Source organism: Streptococcus sp. HMSC10A01, assembly GCF_001807785.1.
GTDB lineage: Bacteria > Bacillota > Bacilli > Lactobacillales > Streptococcaceae > Streptococcus > Streptococcus gordonii.
This window is the reverse complement of the sequence record NZ_KV790983.1, coordinates 21,091-40,250: the sequence shown is the minus strand read 5'-3', so window position 1 is coordinate 40,250 and position 19,160 is coordinate 21,091. Positions and strand designations below refer to the sequence as shown.

Below are 19,160 nucleotides of genomic sequence, written 5' to 3'. Positions count from 1 at the left end.
CGACAAAAACTTAGGATTATTTTTCCTGGTCCTACTTTTTCTTTAAAATTTTTTTTTGCTTTTGATTATGGTATAATAGATAAGATATGACAAATGAATTTCATCATGTAACCGTTCTTCTTCATGAAACTATTGATTATTTAGATGTTAAACCTGATGGGGTGTATGTTGATGCGACCTTAGGTGGGGCAGGCCATAGTGAATATTTACTAAGTAAGTTAAGTCCCAAGGGCCATCTCTATGCTTTTGATCAGGATGCGACAGCTATTGAACATGCCAAAAAACGTTTAGCACCATACATCGAAAAAGGCATGGTTACTTTTGTGCAGGATAATTTCCGCCATCTCAAACTACAGTTAGAAAAACTTGGTGTAGATGAGATTGATGGTATTTGTTATGATTTAGGGGTCTCAAGTCCCCAATTAGATGAGCGAGAACGTGGTTTTTCTTATAAACAAGATGCACCATTGGATATGCGTATGAATCGTCATGCGGATTTTAACGCTTATCAAGTAGTCAATGACTACGATTATCATGATTTAGTGCGTATTTTCTTTAAATACGGTGAAGATAAATTTTCAAAGCAAATTGCTCGTAAAATTGAGCAAGCTAGGCAGATCAAGCCGATTGAGACGACAACGGAGCTTGCAGAGATTATCAAATCTGCCAAGCCCGCCAAGGAATTAAAGAAAAAAGGGCATCCAGCCAAGCAGATTTTTCAAGCCATTCGGATTGAGGTCAATGATGAGCTGGGCGCAGCTGATGAGTCTATTCAGCAAGCAATTGATTTATTGGCGGTAGATGGTCGGATTTCAGTCATCACCTTCCATTCTTTGGAAGATCGCTTGACCAAGCAACTTTTTAAAGAGGCTTCGACAGTAGACGTGCCAAAGGGCTTGCCTTTTATTCCAGATGACTTGAAACCTAAACTGGAATTAATCAGTCGCAAGCCAATTTTGCCGAGTGCAGAAGAGCTTGAGCTGAATAATCGAGCACATTCAGCCAAATTGCGCGTGGCGAAAAAAGTACACAAGTGAGGGAATAAATGCCAAATAACAGCCAAGAAACGAGAGGACAGCAGCTCCAATCACGGATTAAAAAGTTCACTCGTATCGAGAAAGCATTTTATGCTTCGATTATCTTGACAGCGATTATTATTGCCGTTAGTGTTGTCTTTATGCAGACAAAACTCTTGCAAGTTCAGCATGATTTGACGGACTTGAATGTCCAAGTCAGCACTAAGCAGGTTGAAATTAATAACGCCAAGCAAGAGATTAATGATTTAACGCGTAAGGAAAGACTGTCTGGACTAGCTAGTTCTCAGGAAATGACCTTACAGAATGCAATCGTAAAAACGGCGGAATAAAGCATGAAGAATAAGATTTTAAGGTATGCTTTAAAAAATCGAAAAACAGCTAATATGAATCGAAAACAAGTGGGGAAAAATCTGAGTATCCTGACTGTTTTTCTTTTCTTTGTTTTTTTGATTAACTTTGCTATCTTGATTGGGTCTGGTCGAAAATTTGGAGTGGACCTGGTGGCAGAGGCTAAAAAAGTTTACCAGATTCAAAAAACAGTACAGGCTAAGCGGGGAACGATTTATGATCGGAACGGCAATGCCATTGCAGAAGATTCAACGACTTATAATCTCTATGCCATTATTGATAAAAAGTATAAGTCAGCTACAGGAGAGATTCTCTATGTAGAGCCCTCTCAGTATGAGACGGTTGCTCAAATTCTACACGATAAGTTAGACATTGAGACTGATTATGCCAAGAGCCAGCTATCACAGGAAAAATTGACTCAGGTCTATTTTGGTGCTAAAGGAAATAATATTCCTTACGCAACGATGACAGATATTAAGAAGTCCATGGAAGATGCTGGCGTTAAAGGAATCAGTTTTGATACCAGTCCTAGTCGAAGCTATCCAAATGAAACCTTTGCCTCTCAGTTTGTCGGTATTGCCCAATTGGTAGAAAATGAGGATGGATCTAAGAGCCTACGTGGTTCAACAGGCTTGGAATATTCCTTGGATAAAATCTTGGCTGGACGGGATGGTTTGGTGACCTATGAGCGCGATAAAAACGGAAATATTGTGCCTGGTTCAGACCAAGTTTCTGTGGCAACAGAAAATGGTAAAGATGTCTATACGACTATTTCTAGCCATCTGCAAAGCTATCTAGAGACAAGAATGGACATCTTCCAAGAAAAGGTCAAAGGGAAATTTGTATCTGCAACACTGGTTAGTGCTAAGACAGGTGAAGTTTTGGCAACAACTCAGCGCCCAAGTTTTAATGCAGATACCAAGGAAGGTCTGTCTAAAGACTTCAATTGGTCAACCTTGCTTTATCAAAGCCCTTATGAGCCTGGATCAACTATGAAAGTATTTACCTTGGCTAGTGCTATCGATAATCATACTTTCCCTGCCAATGAAACCTACTTTAATGACGAGTTTCAAATCGAGGATACAATCATCAAAGACTGGGGAGTCAATATGGGGCTCTCAACTGGTCAGACCCTGACTTATGCTCAAGGATTTGCCTATTCAAGTAATATCGGTATGGCCCGTCTGGAGAAAAAGATGGGAGATGATAAGTGGCGTGATTATTTAGATAAATTCAAGTTTGGTGTTCGTACACGATTTGGTATGATGGGTGAAGACGTCGGTAATCTTCCGGATAAAAATGTCGTTACAACCGCAATGAGTTCCTTTGGTCAAGGGATTAACGTAACACAAGTTCAAATGCTACGTGGATTTACAGCAATTGCTAACGACGGTGTTATGTTGGAACCTAAATTTATCAGTGCTATTTATGATTCAGCGACTAACAGTGCCCGCAAGGGAACAAATGAGATCATAGGAAATCCGGTTTCTAAAACAGCGGCTCAAGAGACCCGGAAGTATATGGTGACAGTCGGAACTGATCCTAACTTTGGAACCTTGCAGACAGATGGAGTACCAATCATTCAAGTTCCGGGACAAGATGTGGCTGTTAAATCAGGTACGGCCCAAATTGCGGCAGAAGCTAAAGATGGGGGCGGGTACTTGGAAGGTGAGTACATCTATTCGGTAGTTGCTATGACGCCGGCTGAAGATCCTGATTTCATCATGTATGTGGCAGTGAAGCAGCCTGAAGAGAAGTTCTATCCAGATTTATGGAAAGAAGTCGTTAATCCTCTTTTGGAAGAAGCAGTTGCCATGAAAGATACCCTTGGTTTAACGACTCCAACGCATGTTTTGGATAATGTGATTACTGAAACCAAGTACACTATGCCTAAAACAAAAGAAAAGGGCAAAGATAAATCACCGGGTTCTTATGCTGAAGAGCTACGTCGTAATTTGGTTCAGCCGATTATCCTTGGTACAGGAAGTGGCATCACTAAATTATCTGTTGAAGCAGGTAAGAATGTTGCTTCTAACCAGCAAGTCCTTCTTCTAACAGATGAGCTGGATGACATGCCAGACATGTATGGTTGGACCAAAGAGAACGCGTCAACCTTTGCCAAATGGTTAGATATAAAGATTACCTACAAAGGTGAAGGTTCGAAGGTTGTTGGACAGAGCGTAAAAGCCAATACCTCTATCAAGAACCTCAAAGAAATAACAATAACACTAGGAGAGTAAGATGCTTACAGCTATAATTGCAGGAATTACTACTTTGATTTTAACAATTATTGGGATACCTGCCTTTATTCGTTTTTATCAAAAAGCCCGCATTTCCGGGCAACAAATGCACGAAGATGTCAAACAGCACCAGGCCAAAGCTGGAACACCCACTATGGGAGGGACTGTTTTCCTCTTGGCTTCGATTGTGGCGAGTTTTGTCATTGCATTATTTTCAGGAAATCTTTCTAGTAGCGTTACAACTATTTTGTTTATTCTGTTCTTGTACGGTTTAGTTGGTTTTTTAGATGATTTCTTAAAAGTTTTCCGCCGAATCAACGAGGGACTGAATCCTAAGCAAAAACTATTCTTGCAGCTGGTTGGCGGTGTGGTTTTTTATCTCTTTTTTGAACGCCACGGCGGTGGGGATATGCTGAACGTTTTCGGTTTTCCACTAGAATTAGGTTTTCTTTATATTTTCTTTGTTCTCTTTTGGTTGGTTGGCTTTTCCAATGCAGTCAACCTAACTGATGGAATTGACGGTCTTGCAAGTATTTCCGTCGTGATCAGCTTGGGAGCTTATGCGGTTATTGCTTTAGAACAAAAACGTTTTGATCTTCTAATCGTGATCTTTAGTATGATTGGTGGCCTACTTGGTTTCTTCGGATTTAACCATAAGCCGGCTAAGATCTTTATGGGAGATGTGGGAAGTCTGGCTCTAGGAGGTATGCTGGCAGCTCTCTCTATTGCCCTCCACCAAGAATGGACCCTTCTTTTGATTGGGATTGTCTACGTATTTGAAACGGCTTCAGTCATGCTCCAAGTTACTTACTTTAAGATGACAGGAGGCAAACGAATCTTCCGTATGACTCCAGTTCACCATCATTTTGAACTTGGTGGTTTTTCTGGCCGTGGTAAAGCTTGGAGTGAATGGAAGGTAGATTTTCTCTTCTGGGGAATAGGCCTTGTTGCAAGTTTGATTACTCTAGCAATTTTGTATTTGTAAGAAAAAGGAGAACGATTGTTCTCCTTCTTTTCATATAAATGGCTATAAATCCATAATTTCTGTTATAATAGATAGGACTACTAAGGATAAGAGGAAAAAATGAAATTTACAGAATTTACTTTTAAAAATTATATCCAGGAGGCTTTAGAGGACCTGAAGTTTGTTGAAGCAACAGAGGTACAGGAAAAGTTGATTCCAGTTGTTTTGTCTGGGCGCGACCTTGTCGGTGAATCAAAGACAGGTTCTGGGAAGACCCATACTTTTCTGCTACCGATTTTTCAAAAGTTGAATGAAGATGAGGATCATGTACAAGTTGTGATTACGGCACCAAGCCGTGAGTTAGCCACTCAGATCTATCAAGCGACTAGACAGATTGCTTCTTTTTCTGATCAGGAAATTCGTGTTGCTAATTATGTGGGTGGGACTGACAAGGCCCGTCAAATTGATAAGCTAGAATTTAGCCAACCTCATATTGTTATCGGGACACCAGGCCGAATCTATGATTTGGTCAAGTCAGGAGATTTAGCTATTCATAAGGCCAAGACCTTTGTCGTGGACGAGGCGGATATGACACTAGATATGGGCTTCTTGGAAACAGTGGATAAAATCGCCTCAAGCTTGCCAAAAGATTTGCAGTTTTTGGTATTCTCAGCGACTATTCCGCAGAAGCTACAGCCTTTCTTGAAGAAATATCTGTCTAATCCGGTCATGGAGCAAATCAAGACCAAAACGGTGATTTCAGATACAATTGAAAATTGGCTGGTTTCAACAAAGGGGCGCGATAAAAATGCGCAGATTTATGAAATTAGCCGCATCTTACAGCCTTATTTGGCTATGATTTTTGTGAATACTAAGACAAGAGCAGATGAGCTACATAGTTATTTACTTGCTCAAGGCTTGAAAGTGGCTAAGATTCACGGTGATATTGCACCTCGTGAGCGTAAGCGGATTATGAATCAAGTAAAAAATCTTGATTTTGAATATATTGTTGCGACTGATCTAGCAGCAAGGGGAATTGATATTGAGGGGGTCAGTCATGTCATCAATGATGCTATTCCGCAGGACCTGTCTTTCTTTGTCCATCGAGTGGGAAGAACAGGACGCAATGGACTTCCTGGTACGGCCATTACGCTATATCAGCCAAGTGATGACTCTGATATTCGTGAATTAGAGAAACTGGGCATTAAGTTCATTCCTAAGATGATAAAGAACGGTGAATTTCAGGACACTTATGATCGAGATCGACGAGCCAACCGTGAAAAGTCTTATGAGAAGCTCGATACAGAAATGATTGGTTTGGTTAAAAAGAAAAAGAAGAAAATCAAACCTGGCTATAAGAAAAAAATTCAGTGGGCTGTCAATGAAAAACGTCGTAAGACCACGAGGGCTGAAAATCGTGCTCGAGGTCGTGCAGAACGCAAGGCCAAGCGCCAAAGCTTCTAGTCATAAAATTTTCTTATACCCTTGATAAATAATTTATACTGTTCGATATAAAAATGGTGTGATAGACTAGAGTATACTGGTCTATCTTTTTTCTTGTGTTATTCAGATACAGTAAACCGAGTAAAAGAGCATAGACCTTCTTAAATGAGAATGATGAAAGGATTGAATGATGAACGCAAGTTTAGTTATATTAGCTTCTAACTGGTATCAGGAATTAATGAAGTCCATTCCAGATGGCCAAAATTTTAGTTTAAGATCTGTTTTTGATGCCCTGCCAAGAATTATTGAAAAATTACCAACAACTTTATTTTTAACACTGGGCGGCGCCCTTTTTGGTTTGGTTTTGGCTCTTCTGTTTGCTATTGTCAAAATCAACCGTGTCAAAGTTCTGTACCCTATTCAGGCTTTGTTTGTCAGCTTTTTAAGGGGAACACCTATCTTAGTCCAACTGATGCTTACCTATTATGGGATTCCTATAGCTCTAAAGGTTTTTAATCAACGTTTTGGAACTGCTTTTAATATCAATGCAATCCCAGCCTCAGTCTTTGCTGTTGTTGCTTTCGCCTTTAATGAGGCAGCATATGCTAGCGAAACTATCCGGGCAGCAATCCTCTCTGTTAGTGAAGGAGAAATTGAAGCAGCTAGAAGTCTGGGAATGACCAATACCCAAGTATACCGTCGTGTGATTATTCCTAATGCAGCAGTTGTAGCTACACCAACCCTGATCAACTCCTTGATTGGTTTGACCAAAGGAACTTCACTTGCCTTTAGTGCCGGAGTGGTAGAAGTATTTGCCCAAGCCCAGATTTTAGGTGGTTCGGATTACCGTTATTTTGAGCGCTTCATCTCTGTCGCTCTAGTCTATTGGGTTGTCAATATTATGATTGAGCAATTTGGTCGCTTTATCGAAAGAAAAATGGCCATTCAAACGCCGGCTGCAATTGATTCAGCAATTCAAGCGAAAGGAGATCTCCTTTAATGATTCACATTTTTAACCTCAGTAAATCTTTCTCCGGTCAGGCAGTACTAGACAATCTTAGTTTGGATATCCAAAAAGGAGAGGTTATTGCCTTGATTGGTTCCTCAGGAGCTGGTAAATCAACCTTTCTTCGTAGTCTGAATTACTTGGAAACTCCAGACAGCGGTATCATTGAGATTGATGACTTTAGGGTTGATTTTTCCCAAATTACTCAGGAGGAAGTCTTAACACTTCGTAGAAAATTGGCCATGGTTTTCCAGCAGTTTAATCTATTTGAAAGACGGACTGCTCTGGAAAACGTAAAAGAAGGCCTGCTCGTTGTCAAGAAACTATCGGATGAAGAAGCTACTAAAATAGCTAAAGAAGAATTGGCCAAGGTAGGTTTATCAGATCGAGAAAATCATTATCCCCGTCATTTATCAGGTGGACAAAAACAGCGGGTAGCTTTGGCAAGAGCTCTGGCCATGAAACCTGATGTTCTCCTGCTAGATGAGCCTACATCTGCTCTGGATCCTGAACTTGTCGGCGAAGTAGAAAAATCCATTGCTGATGCTGCAAGATCTGGTCAAACAATGATTTTGGTTAGTCATGATATGTCCTTTGTTTCACAGGTTGCTGACAAGGTTCTCTTTTTAGATAAGGGGCATATTATTGAAGGTGGTAAGCCTGATGAGATTATGAATAGTCCGAAAGAAGAACGGACGAAAGAGTTTTTTGCTAGTTACAAACGAACCTATATTTGATATAATAGATGAAAGATAACTCGGTTGGTTCTGCCAGCTGAGTTTGTTTTGAGCAAAATAAGCATGACTTATTGGACATAAATAGACCAAAACATAGGAGATTAAATGTTAAAGCAAATTTTTTCTCTCTATATAGAGAGTCTTCTTTTGACAACAGCACTTATTGGAGGTTTGTCAGGGATTTTAATTTTAGCCAGAATGGCTAGTCGCAAGGATAAGACAGCAAAGGCACGACAGGCGCATTTGTTTGATGTACTTTTGATTGATATTATGACTATCCCTATTTTATCTTTTGCGGTTATGGGCATTCTCTTAGTGCTGAAAGCATAATGCTTGCAAAAGTTTTTTATTGGCGTTAGAATAATTATTATTACAACAAAAGAAGGTGGAGTCATGTACGATACAATTATTATTGGAGCAGGTCCTGCAGGAATGACAGCGGCGCTTTATACTGCAAGAAGCAACCTAAAAGTTGCCTTACTGGAAGCTGGTATTCCAGGCGGACAAATGAACAATACAGCGGATGTTGAAAACTATCCTGGCTACGCCCTGATTAGCGGTCCAGAATTGGCTGAAAAGATGTTTGAGCCATTGGAAAATCTCGGAGTAGAGCATGTCTTTGGTCATGTTCAAAGAATTGAAGATCAGGGTGATTTTAAAAAAGTTATCACAGAAGACGAAGTTTATGAAAGTAAGACTGTTATTATTGCAACAGGAGCCTTTCACCGTCAGCTCAATGTACCGGGTGAGGCTGAATTTAATAGTCGGGGTGTTTCTTATTGTGCAGTTTGTGATGGAGCTTTTTTCCGTGATGAAGACTTACTAGTTGTTGGTGGAGGCGATTCAGCGGTTGAGGAAGCCATTTTCTTGACCCAGTTTGCTAAAAGTGTGACCATTGTTCACCGTCGTGATCAATTACGCGCACAAAAAGTTTTGCAAGATCGTGCCTTTGCTAATGAAAAAATTAGTTTTGTCTGGGATTCAGTCGTAGAAGCTATTCATGGTGACGAGCGTAAGGTGACTGGAGTAACCTTTAAAAATATCAAGACTGGTGAAACTAGCCAAGCAGATTTTGGTGGTATCTTCATTTATGTTGGTTTGGATCCAGTTAGTGAGTTTGTAGCTGATTTGGGTATAAGAGATGAATCAGGTTGGATTGTGACAGATGACCATATGAAGACCTCAGTAGCTGGTATCTACGCAATCGGAGATGTCCGTCAAAAAGACTTACGCCAGATTACGACAGCAGTAGGTGATGGAGCGATTGCGGGTCAAGAAGCTTATAAATATATCACTGAACATGAATAAAACCGAAAACCTTGTTAGTTATGGCTAACAAGGTTTTTTGATCTATTGAATCTTTTTGAGGAGTGGTTTCTTAGAAACTAAATAGCTACCAGCTAAATTGGTGGAGGAAAGATTTCAATTTTCTAATTGCCGGACTATTTCCCTATAACCTCTTAATTGTAAATTTATGATATAATAAGTAAAATCCATGCAGTTTATAAAGGAGAAAATATGTTTCCAGATGATAGTTTAACCTTACATACAGACTTGTATCAAATCAATATGATGCAGGTTTATTTCAATCAGAATATCCATAACAAACGTGCAGTCTTTGAAGTTTTTTTCCGTAAGAATCCTTTTAATAACGGCTACGCTGTCTTTGCGGGCTTAGAAAGAATTATTTCTTACCTTAACAATCTAACATTCAGCCAGAGTGATTTAGACTATCTTGAGTCTTTGGGTTATCATGGAGACTTCTTAGATTACTTGCGGAATTTAAAGATGAGCCTGAGTGTTCGGTCGGCTCAGGAAGGTGACTTGGTTTTTGCCAATGAGCCAATCGTGCAGGTGGAAGGCCCTCTAGCTCAGTGTCAACTTGTTGAGACTGCCTTGCTCAATATCGTTAATTTTCAGACGCTGATTGCTACCAAGGCAGCCCGTATTCGCTCTGTTATCGAAGATGAACCTCTGATGGAGTTCGGTACGCGTCGAGCCCAAGAAATGGATGCTGCTATCTGGGGAACTCGTGCTGCTGTGATTGGCGGAGCCAACGGTACCAGTAATGTTCGAGCAGGTAAGCTCTTTGATATTTCTGTTTTAGGAACGCATGCACATGCCCTTGTTCAAGTTTACGGCAATGATTATGATGCCTTTAAAGCTTATGCCGAAACTCACCATGATTGTGTATTTTTGGTAGATACTTATGATACATTGCGTCTGGGTGTTCCGGCAGCTATTCGAGTTGCGCGTGAGCTGGGTGATAAGATTAAATTCTTAGGTGTTCGTATTGACTCAGGTGACCTTGCCTATATTTCTAAGAAAGTTCGACAACAGTTAGATGAAGCTGGCTTCCCTGATGCTAAGATTTATGCGTCCAATGATCTGGATGAAAATACCATTCTCAATTTGAAAATGCAAAAAGCTAAAATTGATGTCTGGGGTGTGGGTACCAAGTTGATTACGGCCTACGACCAGCCGGCTTTAGGAGCAGTTTATAAGATTGTTGCTATTGAAGATGAGAATGGAGAATTGCGCAATACCATCAAGCTGTCCAATAATGCTGAAAAAGTTTCTACCCCAGGTAAGAAACAAGTTTGGCGCATTACCAGTCGCGAAAAAGGGAAGTCTGAGGGAGACTACATTACCTATGACGGCATTGATGTCAATGGCTTGGAAAAGTTAGAAATGTTCCATCCTACCTACACATACATTAATAAGACGGTTAAGGATTTTGATGCTGTACCGCTATTAGTAGATATTTTCCAAGAGGGAAATCTCGTTTACAAAAAGCGGAGCCTGACTGAGATTCAAGCATATGCCCGTAAGGAATTTGATAAACTTTGGGATGAGTACAAACGAGTTCTCAATCCACAGGATTATCCAGTTGACCTGGCTCGAGACATTTGGCAAGATAAGATGGATTTGATTGACCAGATGCGCAAGAAAGCCTACCAGACAGGAGCAGAAAAATGAGTCTACAAGAAGAAATTATCGCTCAACTGGGTGTCAAACCAATCATTGATCCGGAGGAAGAAATCCGCAAGTCGGTGGACTTTCTCAAGGCCTATCTGAAAAAGCACCCTTTTTTGAAAAGTTATGTTTTGGGAATTTCTGGTGGTCAGGATTCAACCTTGGCTGGCCGCTTAGCTCAGCTGGCTGTAGAGGAAATGCGGGCTGAGACTGGAGATGATAGCTATCGTTTTATCGCTGTCCGCCTGCCTTATGGTGTTCAGGCAGATGAAGATGATGCGCAAAAGGCTCTGGCTTTTATCCAGCCTGATATCAGTCTGACAGTCAATATCAAGGAATCTGCTGATGCCATGACAAAGGCTGTGGAGGCAACGGGGGCCAAAGTCTCTGATTTTAACAAGGGTAATATCAAGGCTCGCAGCCGTATGATTGCCCAGTATGCTTTGGCTGGTTCGTACAGCGGGGCTGTCATTGGGACCGATCACGCAGCAGAAAATGTCACGGCCTTTTTCACCAAGTTTGGGGATGGCGGAGCAGATATCTTACCGCTTTACCGTCTCAATAAACGACAAGGTAAGCAGCTTTTGGCCACTTTAGGAGCTGATCCGGCTCTCTATGAAAAGGTACCGACGGCTGATTTGGAAGAGGAAAAACCTGGGATTGCGGATGAAGTCGCTCTGGGAGTGACCTACAATGAAATTGACGATTATCTCGAAGGTAAGTCTGTTTCAGCTCAAGCCCAAGAAACTATCGAATCTTGGTGGCATAAAGGACAGCACAAACGCCATTTGCCGATTACGATTTTTGATGAATTTTGGAAGTGAAAATCTCTATTGAAACTTTTTAGTTTGCGCTAAGAAACGAGGAAGTTATGAAAAAGATTGGTACACGGTCCATTGAAACCAAACGTCTTTTGCTAAGACCTTTTCTGGAATCGGATGCTCAAGCTATGTATGACAGCTGGGCTTCTCGTCCAGATAATTTACTGCATGTGACCTGGGATGCTCACGAGAGTCCTGAAGTCACCCAACAGTCTATTGCTCGCTGGGTTGAGAATTATCAAAACATGGATTTTTACAAGTGGGCCATCTGCCTGAAGGAAAATCCTGAACAAGTGCTTGGTGATATCAGTGTGGTTGATAGAGATGATACGGTCAATGATTGCGAGATCGGTTACATTTTAAGTAAAGACTATTGGGGGCAGGGGCTGATGACAGAAGCTTTGAAAGCTGTTTTGAACTATCTCTTGCAAGACGCAGGATTCAATCGTGTCACAGCAAGATTTGTAACAGCCAATCCAGCTTCGGGGCGTGTTATGGCTAAGGCTGGCATGAGCTACGAAGGTACTTTCCGTCAGGCTGTATTGCATAAAGGACAAGTCAAAGATTTTTCCGTCTATGGCATCCTAAAATCTGATTTAGAAAAAGGCTAGGACTCTTTTGTCTAGCCTTTTTACTTGCACTCCTTTTTTAAAGTTCTATAATAGATGTATAATGACAAGGAGGATTCTATGAAGTCGTTAGAACAAGATTTTACAGATAAGTTGTATGCTGCTTATGAAGCTAATCCTAAGTTTGCAGCAATGGAAAATGCCATCAGCCACAATGGTCTCTTGACATCCTTGGAGAAGCGAAGCAGTGCTGTGGAAAACACGCCAGTCTTTTCACTGGATCTCACTAAGGATAAGGTTAGCGACCAGAAAGCGTCTGGGCGCTGTTGGATGTTTGCAGCTCTTAATACCTTCCGCCACAAGATGATTGCTGGTTTCCAATTGGAAGATTTTGAACTATCTCAGGCCCACACTTTCTTTTGGGATAAATATGAAAAATCCAACTGGTTCTTAGACCAGATGCTGGCGACCGCTGACCAAGAATTGACCAGCCGCAAGGTTAAGTTTCTCTTAGACACGCCTCAACAGGATGGCGGCCAATGGGATATGGTTGTTTCTCTTTTTGAGAAATACGGCGTCGTGCCTAAGTCAGTTTATCCAGAGTCAATTTCTTCTGGCAACAGCCGTGAGCTCAATCAGATTCTTAATAAACTCCTGCGTCAGGATGCACAGATTTTGCGAGAATTAGTGGCAGCAGGTGCAAACTTGGCTGAACTTCAGGCTAAGAAAGAAGAACTTCTCCAGGAAGTCTTTAACTTCCTAGCTATGAATTTAGGTTTACCGCCTCGCCAATTCGACTTCTCTTATCGCGATAAAGATAACAATTTTCATAGCGAGAGCGGATTGACACCACAAGCTTTCTTCAAAAAATATGTTGATCTCAAATTAGACGATTATGTCTCTATCATCAATGCGCCAACTTCAGACAAGCCTTATGGTCAGTCTTATACAGTTGAGATGCTGGGTAATGTCGTTGGTAGCAAGCCAGTTCGTTATTTGAATGTTGAAATGGACAGGCTAAAAGAGCTGGCTATCGCCCAAATGCAAGCTGGCGAGACCGTGTGGTTTGGTTCTGATGTTGGACAGTCTAGCAATCGTAAAGCGGGTATTATGGCTGACGGCATGTATGACTTCACTTCTAGTATGGATATCCAGTTGACTCAAGACAAGGCAGGACGTTTGGACTATAGCGAAAGTCTGATGACCCATGCAATGGTTTTGACAGGGGTGGACTTGGATGAAAATGGAAAAGCCAAGAAATGGAAGGTCGAAAACTCTTGGGGCGAAAAGGTTGGTAACAAGGGTTACTTTGTAGCCTCTGACTCTTGGATGGATGAATATACCTACCAGATCGTAGTGCGCAAAGAATTTTTGACTGAAGCGGAATTAGCTGCTTATGAAGCAGAGCCTATTGTCTTGGCTCCGTGGGATCCAATGGGAGCCTTAGCCCTATAAAAGAATATTTATGAAGAAGGTCCTTATAGCTATATAAGGCCTTTTCTAAATAAAAAAACTCTATCTTCTCATATGAGAGAAGATAGAGTTTTTATGTTGATCTTCCAAACATTAGCGCTGACCGTTATTAGTTTGCGGTTTGCTTTCTTGAGGATTAGAAGTAGAGGATGAACTTGATTCGGAAGTAGTAGAAGATTCCGAACTACTTGAAGAAGACTCTTCCTCAGAAGAAGATGATTCTTCTGAAGTTGAGGAAGGTTGGATATAGTATCGATATGGATTAGATCCGTTTAGGTATAGATAGTAACCAACTCGATAAAGCCCATTTGGTTGCTCCCAGTCTTCGTTTCCATTGGTATTCAAGAAAGTCATCATAGACCGATAGACATCAGTTGCAACCTTGACCCCATCATCAAGAACTGGTGTAAAGCGGTTTGAATAACCAGTCCATACAGCCATTGAATACTGAGGGGTGTAACCGACGAAGAGCTCATCTGGAGTTACAATACTAGAGCCGTAATAAGGTTTTGTAAGTTTGGTTAATTCATCGTCTGCATAGTTAGAAGTACCAGTTTTCCCAGCCTGATAGACACCAGAAATTGCTGCATTTGTACCTGTTCCGGATGTCAAAACAGTCTTCATCATATCTGTCATCATGTAGGCGGTTGTTTCTTTCATGGCTCTTGAACCTTCATTAGAGAAGACTTTTTCAGTACCATCGCTAAAGACAATTCTATTGACATATTGAGGTTTGTAGTAGGTTCCTCCATTAGCAAAAGCTGCATAGGCCGCAGCCATCTTCTCACTGCTTGCGCCATATTCGTTTCCAGATTTGTTGGTATTACTTGAAATGGCATTTGAATAGTGCATTTCTGGATAGTTGATACCAATCTTATTCAAGAACTTAAGGGATTGTTTGAGGCCAACAGCTTCCAAAGTTTTAACTGCTGGGACGTTCCGTGATTCTTGGATGGCATATTGCATGGTTATATTACCATAGTAGCGCATATCCCAGTTGTAGACAGGAGTGCTAGAGCCAGGGAAATTATAAGGAGCATCTGCAATAGTTGCAGATGTTGCACTATAGACCCCATCTTCGATAGCTGGTGCATAATCTGTGATAGGTTTCATAGTTGAACCCCAGTCCCGATTGGTTTCAACGGCTTGGTTCGTACCAAATGAAACATTAGTGGACTGTTTACGAGCTCCAAGTTGGGCAATGACTTTACCGTTTGTTACATCCATAACCGTGGAAGCAACTTGAAGTTCATCGTCTGGGTAGTTAACATAGGTATCGGAGTTATAGATCTCCCACAGTTGCTTTTGAGCGTCAGTATTGACATTGGTGTAGACTTCCATACCAGTAGTCAGCAAGTTATAGCCTGTTTCTTTTTCGACCTGCTCGATAACTTGTTTTAAATAGTTATCCATATAAGCTGGATAAGACGCAGAGTTCTTCAAGCTTTGCAAACCGTCAGTAACAGGAGTATTGATAGCTTGTTCATACTGTTCAGCAGTGATGTATTTCAGTTGGTACATCTCAGATAAAACCAAGTTACGACGTTGAAGTGCTGCTTCTGGTTGAGAGTATGGATCATATTGGTTTGGAGCTTGGGGCATTCCGGCAAGCAAGGCTAATTGAGGCAAGCTTAGGTCTTTTAAGTCCTTACCATAAAAACTTTGTGCTGCGGTCTGCATCCCATAGTTCCCATTAGACATGTAAACCTTATTGACATAATAGGTCAGAATTTGTTGCTTTGTAGCTGTTCTTTCTAGTTGGAAAGCCAACCAAGCTTCCTGAGCTTTACGTGAGACTGTCTGGTCTGCTTTAGAGGTAGAGAAATATGTTAGTTTAATCAACTGTTGGGTCAAGGTAGAACCACCCTGAAGCCCATTCGACCTCTTAAGAATATTATTAAAGATAGAGCCGATGATCCGAATGGAGTCAACTCCACGGTGATTGAAGAAACGATGGTCTTCAATAGCAACAATAGCATTGACCAAATCAGTTGGAATTTGATCAGTGGTAACATTTACGCGCTTTTCAGATCCCAAATCTGCGATAAGGTTATTTTGGCTATCATAAATTTTGCTGGAAGTAGTAGCAACGAGCTTGCTTTCTGATAATTCAGGGGCCTTGCTCACATAGTAGAAGAAGAGACAACTTCCTAGCAGAAGTCCCAAAAGAAAGAGTGAGATAAGGCCGCTTGCAACCCATTTTAGGGCTGTCATTAAGGTTTGTTTATTCATTAGAGTGACCACCTAGTAAATTTTTTGAGATAATATCAAGATAAGGTATGCTGGGAAGGATGTTTTGTTCAATGAGATAACCATGTTTCTGAATATAATCCAGGGGCATGGATTTCCCACCCTTATCAATCTTATAAAACTCAATTAAGTAGGGAGCAGGAAGGAGGTAGGTTTCCTTCAGACTAGAAAAGTGAAGTAAGACAAAGCAAATCCCGCCTTGATTGAGCACTTGATCCATATGTTCAATCTGGTGTGCATGAAAATTTTTCATAGGCATAGATTGCTTTTGCCGCGTTTCCTTGGCTTCAAAATCAATGTAATGCCCACGGTAAACTCCCGAGTAGTCCGTAGTAGATGCTTGGCGAAAGTAGGCCTCGACAATCTTGGCACGGCTTCGCTTAGGATAATCAACTTTGACAATTTGCACGGGTGTAGGCTTTTTATGAATAACAGCTAATCCACGACTAAGGTAATAATCATTGGTGTCGTTAATCATTTTTTCAAAAGTCATTCCCCGATTAGCGAAATCGACAGTCTCTTTTTTCACTTTTTTTATGTTATTTTTAGATGTAAGCTTATGCGGATAGTTGACCATAAAACTCCTTATTGGTACAATAACATCACTCTATTATACCATAAATCATTGTAAAAGGATAAAAAATGGTCAGTGTACTTGTTGTAGGCTATAAAGCCTTTGATTTAGGAATCTTTGGAGACAAGGATCAACGCTTGAAAATTATCAAAGCAGCTATTCGTAGGGATTTAATTTATCTCTTAGAAAATGGCATGAAATGGCTGGTTTTCACAGGAAATTTGGGCTTTGAGGTCTGGGTTCTGGAAGTTGCTAAGGAATTACAGGAAGAATATAATTTCCAATTGGCGACGATTTTTATTTTTGAAAACCAAGGTGAAAATTGGAATGAGGTTAACCAAGAAAAATTGGCTAACTTTAAAAATGTTGATTTTATCAAATATGCTTATCCAAGCTATGAAAATCCAAGTCAGTTTCGGACTTATAATCAATTTTTGTTAGAGAGCACAGACGGAGCTTATCTATTTTACGATGAAGAAAATGAGACAAAGCTCAAGTATCTTTACCGAATGATGGAGGAAAATGAACAATATCATATCAAAAAATTAACATTTGATGACTTAAATGAGCTGGCGGAAAATTTTTCTGAAATTTAAAGTTTATACCTTGATTTTTCTCTTCCTTTTCGTATATAATGATAATAATAAACCAGATTGGAGAGAGAAATGGCTAGTATTATTTTTACACCTAAAGATATTTTTGATCAAGATTTTAAAACAGCAGTACGTGGATATAGTAAGCAAGAAGTGGATGAGTTTTTAGATGATGTGATCAAAGACTACGAAACTTACTCAGCTTTAGTGAAAGAATTGCGTGAAGAAAATAGCCGTTTAAAACAAGAACTTTCTAAGCGTATGCAGGAAGCTCCAAATTCAACTGCTTCTCAGGTTCATCAGTCATTTGGAGACACAACTCAAACGACAATTACCAATTTTGATATCTTGAAACGACTAAGCCGTTTGGAAAAAGAAGTGTTCGGTAAACAAATCCAAGCGAGCGAATTAAATCAATTATAATTATAAGACGTGCAATTTTTGGATAATCGCATGAGAAGTTATTTTTCATGAGGAAAGTCCATGCTAGCACTGGCTGTGATGCCGGTAGTGTTTGTGCTAGGCGAAACAATAAGCCTAGGGACGGATTTTTCCGTTACGGCGGGTGAAACAGCTAAGTCTCTTGATATGCTGGAGTAGGCCTGAAAGTGCCACAGTGACGTAGTTTTTGTGGAAACACAAGAAGTGGAACGCGGTAAACCCCTCAAGCTAGCAACCCAAACTTTGGTCGGGGCATGGAATGCGTGGAAACGAACATTGCATTCTGACTGGAAACAGTAGACAGATGATTATCGAAGGAAATGGTGCCTAGTCATTTCTGGAACAAAACATGGCTTATAGAAAATTGCATATAGGTGGAGGCTAGGGCTTGGTTCTTAGCCTCTAATTATAGTGAAATTTACTTTAAAAAGTTAGGGATAGTAACTTTTCCTGATCTAAGTAAATCTCAAGTCGGCTATCTCAGTATATGGATAGACGCTTCCCCTTTGTTTTGAGGAAATAATGAAAAAAACATTTGACTTAATAGCGACAGCTGCAGCAGGTCTAGAAGCAGTAGTTGGTCGTGAAATTAGAAATCTTGGAATCGATTGTCAGGTTGAAAATGGTCGAGTTCGTTTCGAAGGAGATGTCCAAACTATTATTCAAACCAATCTTTGGTTACGGTCGGCAGATCGGATCAAAATCATTGTTGGGACTTTTCCTGCCAAGACTTTTGAAGAGCTTTTTCAAGGTGTCTTTGCACTTGATTGGGAAAACTACCTACCTTTAGGCGCAAAATTTCCTATTTCGAAAGCGAAATGTGTCAAGTCCAAACTTCACAATGAACCCAGCGTTCAGGCAATTTCTAAGAAAGCCGTTGTGAAGAAGTTGCAGAAACACTATGCGCGTCCTGAAGGGGTTCCCCTTATGGAAAATGGACCTGAATTTAAGATTGAAGTTTCTATCTTAAAAGATTTGGCGACAGTTATGATTGATACGACGGGGACCAGCTTGTTTAAGCGTGGTTATAGGACCGATAAGGGTGGAGCACCAATTAAGGAAAATATGGCAGCTGCCATTCTTCTCTTATCCAATTGGTATCCTGATAAACCTTTAGTTGATCCGACATGTGGCTCTGGAACTTTTTGTATAGAAGCTGCTTTGATTGGTAAAAATATTGCTCCTGGTCTTTATCGTTCTTTTGCTTTTGAAGAATGGAATTGGATAGATCAAGCACAAATTCAGAAAGCAAAAGCTGATGCTCGTATGCAAATTAAGCAGGATATTCAATTGGATATTGCTGGATCAGATTTGGATGCACGTATGATTGACATTGCTAAGAAGAATGCTGAGGAAGCTGGGGTGGCAGACTGTATTTGCTTTAAGCAAATGAGGTTGCAAGACTTGCACACTAATAAAATCAATGGTGTGATTATCTCAAATCCTCCCTATGGAGAACGGCTTTTGGATGATACGGCTGTTACAAAGCTCTACCAGGAAATGGGGCAAACTTTTGCACCATTGGAAACATGGAGTAAATTTATTCTGACCAGTGATGAGGCTTTTGAAAGTAAATATGGAAGTCCGGCAGATAAAAAGAGAAAACTCTATAATGGAACCTTGAAGGTTGATTTATATCAATATTTTGGACAAAGAGTCAAACGAAAACTTGAAGAGTAGAAAGGATG

Annotated in this window: 18 protein-coding genes and 1 other RNA gene; 17 read left to right on the top strand and 2 right to left on the bottom strand. The window is 40.5% G+C overall.

Features of this window, described 5'->3' with window-relative positions; genetic code table 11:
* Positions 1 to 86 precede the first annotated feature (86 nt).
* The 13 genes from rsmH (at position 87) to pepC (ending at position 13,596) form a co-directional block, all read left to right on the top strand.
* The gene (gene rsmH / locus HMPREF3108_RS07390) at positions 87 to 1,037 is read left to right on the top strand and encodes a 16S rRNA (cytosine(1402)-N(4))-methyltransferase RsmH (RefSeq protein ID WP_048778775.1); all 951 of its coding nucleotides are present in this window, start codon (positions 87 to 89) and stop codon (positions 1,035 to 1,037) included.
* Between the two features lie 8 nt (positions 1,038 to 1,045).
* Complete coding sequence (gene ftsL, locus HMPREF3108_RS07385; protein ID WP_012000070.1) at positions 1,046 to 1,366, top strand: cell division protein FtsL; 321 nt, start codon at positions 1,046 to 1,048, stop codon at positions 1,364 to 1,366.
* Positions 1,367 to 1,369: 3 nt separating this feature from the next.
* Positions 1,370 to 3,625 carry a penicillin-binding protein PBP2X gene (gene pbp2X / locus HMPREF3108_RS07380; RefSeq protein WP_048778774.1) on the top strand — a complete coding sequence of 752 codons (2,256 nt, stop codon included), beginning with the start codon at positions 1,370 to 1,372 and terminating at the stop codon, positions 3,623 to 3,625.
* Position 3,626: 1 nt separating this feature from the next.
* Positions 3,627 to 4,610 (top strand): phospho-N-acetylmuramoyl-pentapeptide-transferase, encoded by a 984-nt coding sequence (mraY, locus tag HMPREF3108_RS07375; RefSeq protein ID WP_045634202.1) that lies wholly within the window; start codon positions 3,627 to 3,629, stop codon positions 4,608 to 4,610.
* Positions 4,611 to 4,709: 99 nt separating this feature from the next.
* Positions 4,710 to 6,053, top strand: coding sequence for a DEAD/DEAH box helicase (locus HMPREF3108_RS07370; protein ID WP_070494120.1), 1,344 nt, complete (start codon positions 4,710 to 4,712; stop codon positions 6,051 to 6,053).
* A 169-nt stretch (positions 6,054 to 6,222) separates the two neighbouring features.
* Positions 6,223 to 7,032: an amino acid ABC transporter permease gene (locus tag HMPREF3108_RS07365; protein ID WP_048778768.1), complete on the top strand. Its 810-nt coding sequence runs from the start codon at positions 6,223 to 6,225 to the stop codon at positions 7,030 to 7,032.
* Positions 7,032 to 7,775, top strand: coding sequence for an amino acid ABC transporter ATP-binding protein (locus HMPREF3108_RS07360; RefSeq protein ID WP_048778765.1), 744 nt, complete (start codon positions 7,032 to 7,034; stop codon positions 7,773 to 7,775). The genes HMPREF3108_RS07365 and HMPREF3108_RS07360 overlap by 1 nt, the downstream gene beginning before the upstream one ends.
* 105 nt (positions 7,776 to 7,880) lie before the next feature.
* A complete protein-coding gene (locus tag HMPREF3108_RS07355) occupies positions 7,881 to 8,105 on the top strand; it encodes a DUF4059 family protein (RefSeq protein WP_045772959.1) in 225 nt (74 codons plus the stop codon).
* A gap of 63 nt (positions 8,106 to 8,168) precedes the next feature.
* Positions 8,169 to 9,083 (top strand): thioredoxin-disulfide reductase, encoded by a 915-nt coding sequence (trxB, locus tag HMPREF3108_RS07350; protein ID WP_048778762.1) that lies wholly within the window; start codon positions 8,169 to 8,171, stop codon positions 9,081 to 9,083.
* Between the two features lie 210 nt (positions 9,084 to 9,293).
* On the top strand, positions 9,294 to 10,754 hold the full coding sequence (locus tag HMPREF3108_RS07345) for a nicotinate phosphoribosyltransferase (RefSeq protein ID WP_070494118.1): 1,461 nt from the start codon (positions 9,294 to 9,296) through the stop codon (positions 10,752 to 10,754).
* Positions 10,751 to 11,575: an ammonia-dependent NAD(+) synthetase gene (nadE, locus tag HMPREF3108_RS07340; RefSeq protein WP_045772961.1), complete on the top strand. Its 825-nt coding sequence runs from the start codon at positions 10,751 to 10,753 to the stop codon at positions 11,573 to 11,575. The genes HMPREF3108_RS07345 and nadE overlap by 4 nt, the downstream gene beginning before the upstream one ends.
* Positions 11,576 to 11,622: 47 nt before the next feature.
* A complete protein-coding gene (locus HMPREF3108_RS07335) occupies positions 11,623 to 12,183 on the top strand; it encodes a GNAT family N-acetyltransferase (RefSeq protein WP_070494116.1) in 561 nt (186 codons plus the stop codon).
* Between the two features lie 78 nt (positions 12,184 to 12,261).
* Positions 12,262 to 13,596 (top strand): aminopeptidase C, encoded by a 1,335-nt coding sequence (gene pepC / locus HMPREF3108_RS07330; protein ID WP_070494114.1) that lies wholly within the window; start codon positions 12,262 to 12,264, stop codon positions 13,594 to 13,596.
* Between the two features lie 111 nt (positions 13,597 to 13,707).
* On the opposite strand, the gene pbp1a is transcribed toward pepC, so the two are convergent.
* Both pbp1a and recU read right to left on the bottom strand, forming a co-directional pair.
* A complete protein-coding gene (pbp1a, locus tag HMPREF3108_RS07325; protein ID WP_070494111.1) occupies positions 13,708 to 15,846 on the bottom strand; it encodes a penicillin-binding protein PBP1A in 2,139 nt (712 codons plus the stop codon).
* On the bottom strand, positions 15,839 to 16,441 hold the full coding sequence (gene recU / locus HMPREF3108_RS07320; RefSeq protein ID WP_045505953.1) for a Holliday junction resolvase RecU: 603 nt from the start codon (positions 16,439 to 16,441) through the stop codon (positions 15,839 to 15,841). Before recU ends, pbp1a begins: the two co-directional genes overlap by 8 nt.
* Positions 16,442 to 16,506: 65 nt before the next feature.
* Here recU and HMPREF3108_RS07315 point away from each other — a divergent pair, with 65 nt between their 5' ends.
* The 4 genes from HMPREF3108_RS07315 to HMPREF3108_RS07300 all read left to right on the top strand — a co-directional run bounded on the left by HMPREF3108_RS07315 (position 16,507) and on the right by HMPREF3108_RS07300 (position 19,152).
* Positions 16,507 to 17,034 carry an SLOG family protein gene (locus HMPREF3108_RS07315; RefSeq protein WP_070494109.1) on the top strand — a complete coding sequence of 176 codons (528 nt, stop codon included), beginning with the start codon at positions 16,507 to 16,509 and terminating at the stop codon, positions 17,032 to 17,034.
* A gap of 69 nt (positions 17,035 to 17,103) precedes the next feature.
* Entirely contained in the window at positions 17,104 to 17,454 is a 351-nt protein-coding gene (gene gpsB / locus HMPREF3108_RS07310; protein WP_012000085.1) for a cell division regulator GpsB, read from the top strand.
* A 14-nt stretch (positions 17,455 to 17,468) separates the two neighbouring features.
* Positions 17,469 to 17,834, top strand: an RNA gene (rnpB, locus tag HMPREF3108_RS07305) — RNase P RNA component class B.
* Positions 17,835 to 17,994: 160 nt separating this feature from the next.
* Complete coding sequence (locus HMPREF3108_RS07300; RefSeq protein WP_060970917.1) at positions 17,995 to 19,152, top strand: THUMP domain-containing class I SAM-dependent RNA methyltransferase; 1,158 nt, start codon at positions 17,995 to 17,997, stop codon at positions 19,150 to 19,152.
* The last annotated feature ends 8 nt before the right edge of the window (positions 19,153 to 19,160 follow it).

Excerpts from the sequence above, each read along its gene's own strand:
- HMPREF3108_RS07345 (WP_070494118.1), top strand. The coding sequence starts at position 9,294 with ATGTTTCCAGATGATAGTTTAACCTTACATACAGACTTGTATCAAATC.
- HMPREF3108_RS07315 (WP_070494109.1), top strand. The coding sequence starts at position 16,507 with ATGGTCAGTGTACTTGTTGTAGGCTATAAAGCCTTTGATTTAGGAATC.
- trxB (WP_048778762.1), top strand. The coding sequence starts at position 8,169 with ATGTACGATACAATTATTATTGGAGCAGGTCCTGCAGGAATGACAGCG.
- pbp1a (WP_070494111.1), bottom strand. The coding sequence starts at position 15,846 with ATGAATAAACAAACCTTAATGACAGCCCTAAAATGGGTTGCAAGCGGC.
- mraY (WP_045634202.1), top strand. The coding sequence starts at position 3,627 with ATGCTTACAGCTATAATTGCAGGAATTACTACTTTGATTTTAACAATT.
- ftsL (WP_012000070.1), top strand. The coding sequence starts at position 1,046 with ATGCCAAATAACAGCCAAGAAACGAGAGGACAGCAGCTCCAATCACGG.
- recU (WP_045505953.1), bottom strand. The coding sequence starts at position 16,441 with ATGGTCAACTATCCGCATAAGCTTACATCTAAAAATAACATAAAAAAA.
- HMPREF3108_RS07365 (WP_048778768.1), top strand. The coding sequence starts at position 6,223 with ATGAACGCAAGTTTAGTTATATTAGCTTCTAACTGGTATCAGGAATTA.
- HMPREF3108_RS07370 (WP_070494120.1), top strand. The coding sequence starts at position 4,710 with ATGAAATTTACAGAATTTACTTTTAAAAATTATATCCAGGAGGCTTTA.
- gpsB (WP_012000085.1), top strand. The coding sequence starts at position 17,104 with ATGGCTAGTATTATTTTTACACCTAAAGATATTTTTGATCAAGATTTT.
- HMPREF3108_RS07355 (WP_045772959.1), top strand. The coding sequence starts at position 7,881 with ATGTTAAAGCAAATTTTTTCTCTCTATATAGAGAGTCTTCTTTTGACA.
- nadE (WP_045772961.1), top strand. The coding sequence starts at position 10,751 with ATGAGTCTACAAGAAGAAATTATCGCTCAACTGGGTGTCAAACCAATC.
- HMPREF3108_RS07360 (WP_048778765.1), top strand. The coding sequence starts at position 7,032 with ATGATTCACATTTTTAACCTCAGTAAATCTTTCTCCGGTCAGGCAGTA.
- pepC (WP_070494114.1), top strand. The coding sequence starts at position 12,262 with ATGAAGTCGTTAGAACAAGATTTTACAGATAAGTTGTATGCTGCTTAT.
- HMPREF3108_RS07300 (WP_060970917.1), top strand. The coding sequence starts at position 17,995 with ATGAAAAAAACATTTGACTTAATAGCGACAGCTGCAGCAGGTCTAGAA.
- pbp2X (WP_048778774.1), top strand. The coding sequence starts at position 1,370 with ATGAAGAATAAGATTTTAAGGTATGCTTTAAAAAATCGAAAAACAGCT.
- rsmH (WP_048778775.1), top strand. The coding sequence starts at position 87 with ATGACAAATGAATTTCATCATGTAACCGTTCTTCTTCATGAAACTATT.
- HMPREF3108_RS07335 (WP_070494116.1), top strand. The coding sequence starts at position 11,623 with ATGAAAAAGATTGGTACACGGTCCATTGAAACCAAACGTCTTTTGCTA.